3 protein-coding genes and 2 pseudogenes are annotated in these 3545 nt (G+C 37.1%); 2 read left to right on the forward strand and 3 right to left on the reverse strand.

Annotated features, from left to right (window positions below):
* A pseudogene (locus FC27_RS12105) lies at positions 1-208 on the reverse strand (helix-turn-helix domain-containing protein); the annotation flags it as partial.
* A gap of 60 nt (positions 209-268) precedes the next feature.
* Positions 269-535, reverse strand: a pseudogene (locus tag FC27_RS12270) (ISL3 family transposase); the annotation flags it as partial.
* A 167-nt stretch (positions 536-702) separates the two neighbouring features.
* Here FC27_RS12270 and FC27_RS11305 point away from each other — a divergent pair.
* Positions 703-1227, forward strand: coding sequence for a helix-turn-helix domain-containing protein (locus FC27_RS11305; protein ID WP_010623506.1), 525 nt, complete (start codon positions 703-705; stop codon positions 1225-1227).
* Complete coding sequence (locus FC27_RS11310) at positions 1224-2084, forward strand: IS3 family transposase (protein ID WP_235699635.1); 861 nt, start codon at positions 1224-1226, stop codon at positions 2082-2084. The genes FC27_RS11305 and FC27_RS11310 overlap by 4 nt, the downstream gene beginning before the upstream one ends.
* A gap of 83 nt (positions 2085-2167) precedes the next feature.
* Here the strand turns inward: FC27_RS11310 and FC27_RS11315 are convergent, their stop codons facing one another.
* On the reverse strand, positions 2168-3208 hold the full coding sequence (locus FC27_RS11315) for a zinc-binding dehydrogenase (protein ID WP_010623504.1): 1041 nt from the start codon (positions 3206-3208) through the stop codon (positions 2168-2170).
* Between the last annotated feature and the right edge of the window lie 337 nt (positions 3209-3545).

Consider the following 3545-nt stretch of genomic DNA (forward strand, 5'->3'; position numbering starts at 1 on the left):
CTATAAAAGAAAACAAATGATCGGCAGACTGGAATTCATCCATACCGATGTTCTTTGGTAGGACGTGAGCCCTTTTGGGTAGTTTAAAACTGCCATACATCTTTCTTGAAACGGTGTTGGGAGATACTCCGACGATCTCAGATATCGCTTTTATTGTTAATGATCTGGTAGCTAAAGATGATATTTCTTGATCGACCTGGATAGACATCGATTGGTCCCTTTTAACAGGGTTGGTATGGGCGCCACAAGTAGTATTGCAAGATTTGCACAAGTATCTCTGCTTGCAGAGATTTAGATGATATTCATGGCCATTCAAACTTGCAAGACGGACATCAGTCTGTCTTGCCCCGTTCTTGATTAAACAATCGAATCCACAATTAGGACATTTCCTCAAACGATACGATAGTCTGCCTTCAATGACTTTTATACGGAGCTTTTGGTCACCTCGAAAAATGATTGTATCTGTTGAACTCGAAATATTGATATTTGTGTCTGTTATATTTAGAAAATTTAAGATAGGATTTAAGTGGGGCATCACAGTATCTCCTTTGTACGATTTGATTTTGTTGCATAAATCATAACATTGGACTGTGAGGTCCTTTTTGTATGCCAAAAAGAAGACAATAAAAAACTGGCATTGGTTTTCACCAATACCAGAAAGTTTAGACCCACAATAATCTAATATTTATGGTGTGTTTTTTTATGACTAAATATAGTTATCGATTTAAATTAAAGCTTGTTAAAGAGTACCTGGATGGTAGAATATCATACAATGATTTAGTCATCAAGTATTCGATGAATCACGCTTCTGATATCAAAATATGGGTATCTCAATTTGAAGCAAATGGTGCTGCAGGTCTTAAGGTGAAAAGAAGTCATACCAAATACACTCAGGATTTCAAATTGTCCGTGGTAGACTATTACCAAACACACGACGTCGGAGCTGTTAAAGTTGCTGCACATTTTAATATATCACCTAGTCAAGTTGCTAATTGGACATATAGATATAAAAACGATGGTGTAGTGGGTCTTCGCACAAACGTCAGAGGAAGAAAGTCTATGACTAAAAAACCGAAGAAAAGAAAAAAGCTATCTCCCACTAAGGAAGAAGCTTATAAACAAGAAATAACCGATTTAAAAAAGAAACTATATTACTCTGAAATGGATCACGAATTTTTAAAAACACTAAAGGCCTTGAGAGAGAACGAGCATCGAAACTCGAAATAGCTAGAGTCATTCATAAAATGAGTGTTATCTTCTCTTTAAATGATCTTCTAAAAAGGTACGGTCTTTCAAGGTCTACGTACTATGAACGTTTGAAACATGATACGAAACCAGATAAATATGAATCAGTAAAAAGACTGATAATGAAAAAATTTGAGTCATCAAAGCAAACTTATGGCTATCGCAGAATGCATTTTGAGACTGTTAAAGCAGATTTCCCTTACTGTGAAGAAACTATCCGTAAGATAATGGGAAAGCTTGGGATCAAAGTGGATATATATTCAAAACATACGTCATCGTATCATTCATACAAAGGTACAGTCGGACGCATTGCCCCTAATATCATCATTCAGGATTTTAGTGAAACTAAACCGTTTACCGTTCTCCACACAGATGTTACGCAGGTTAAATTAATTGACGGTAAGTGGGGATATATTTCTAGCATTGAAGATGAGACAAGTGGAGAGATATTGTCAGTCGCTATTAGTAATATCCCTAACAAGAAACTTATACGTAATACTTTGATGGGACTTAAAAATCAATTATCAACGTCTGTGAATCCAATAATCCATTCTGATCAAGGATGGCAATATCAGATGGAAGAATTTAGGCAACAGTTAAAAGAATTAGGAATGACACAAAGCATGTCTAGAAAGGGCAACTGTCACGACAATGCTCCAATCGAGAGCCATTTCAATCTGCTAAAGCAAGAATGCCTAAACAGATACAAAATCAAAGATATAAAACAATTGAGACATCTAGTTTATGAATATATCGACTGGTATAACAACGAAAGGATCTCACTAAGCAAAAATGGCCTGACTCCTGTTGAATACAGGAACCAAGCCATAGTAGTTTAGAAAAAATTCAATTCAAATGTCTAACATTTTTAAGGCACTTCATAAGGACTAACACGCTTTTGATATTTTAGAGTTGTTTATTATTAAGGTTTGATCATTGCTTTGATTGTCTTACGTGCTTGCATATCCTGATAACCTTGATTAAAGTCATCCAATGAATATGTTTGAGTGAAGACACGTCCAGGGTTGATGTTACCTTCTAGCACATCTTTAAGTAAAAATTGTTTATCATAGGTTGTTACTGAAGCTGAACCACCGGCAATGGCAATGTTCTGAGCAAATGTTGAACCAATTGGATGATCATCGTAGTGGGGAACTCCAACGAAACCTATGCGACCACCGTTGTGTAGAACTCCAAGAGCTTGCTCGAAAGCAGGTTTCATTCCGACACACTCGAGTGCTGCGTCAGCTCCGCCACCTAGAATGTCACGTACTTTCTTGATACCTTCTTCACCACGTTCAGCAACAATGGCTGTGGCACCAGATTCTAGTGCTAAATTTTGACGATCTTCGTGACGACTCATCAAAACGATTTGAGAAGCTCCACGCATTTTAGCAGCAATGACGGCACATTGTCCAACGGCTCCATCGCCAATGACAACGACTTTATCACCAGCGTGTACATTGGCACAACGTGCTGCGTGATAACCCGTTGGCATAACGTCTGCCAAGGTCAAAAGGGACTTTAACATTCCTTCAGTATAATCTTCTGGTTGTCCAGGTATCTTAATCAAGGCCCAATTTGCGTACTGGAAGCGAACATATTCAGCTTGAAATCCGTTTGACCAATTAGTGCCTCCTGTATGAAGATCACAAGTACCGTCAAATCCTGCTCGACATGCTGCACAATCACCACAACCGTGAGTGAATGGGACGATAACAAAATCTCCAGGTTTGACCGTGTTGATAGCTGAACCAATTTCTTCCACGATACCTAAGGCTTCGTGTCCGTCATTGACAGAATGTTCTTCCTTACGATCACCTTGGGCATATGCCCAAAGATCTGGCCCACAGACACAGGTGCGGACAATTTTGATGATGGCATCATCATCAGCTTGAAGAGTAGGCTTTTTAACATCTTCAGTGTCTACTAATCCTGGTTTTTCAAAAACTGCAGTTTTCATAAACAATCACCTTTTATTTCCAATTGTTAATAGCAATTGGAAACCCTCTCTTTTTTACAAATAAATTATATATTTTTAAATCTAAATATACAATTTTAATTCAAATATTATAGTAATCACCTTAAAAATATTTCAGACGTGGATTAATGAAAACTTTTCTTTATCAATTTAAGACTACGCAGTGTCCTATGAAGTTCTTAATAATTTAATAACTTAGGATGATGTTGCTCATAACACGTTCCAATCAGGCATAACTGATTCGTGATAAAAACGTTATTATTAAAAAAAGAACATCAATTAGTCTATCCTTAAGATTTGGGGTCTAAACTTTCTGGTA

It is taken from the genome of Companilactobacillus versmoldensis DSM 14857 = KCTC 3814, assembly GCF_001434295.1.
GTDB lineage: Bacteria > Bacillota > Bacilli > Lactobacillales > Lactobacillaceae > Companilactobacillus > Companilactobacillus versmoldensis.

Bases quoted from the DNA above. Each gene is read 5' to 3' on its own strand.
- FC27_RS11305 (WP_010623506.1), top strand. From the start codon at position 703: ATGACTAAATATAGTTATCGATTTAAATTAAAGCTTGTTAAAGAGTAC.
- FC27_RS11315 (WP_010623504.1), bottom strand. From the start codon at position 3,208: ATGAAAACTGCAGTTTTTGAAAAACCAGGATTAGTAGACACTGAAGAT.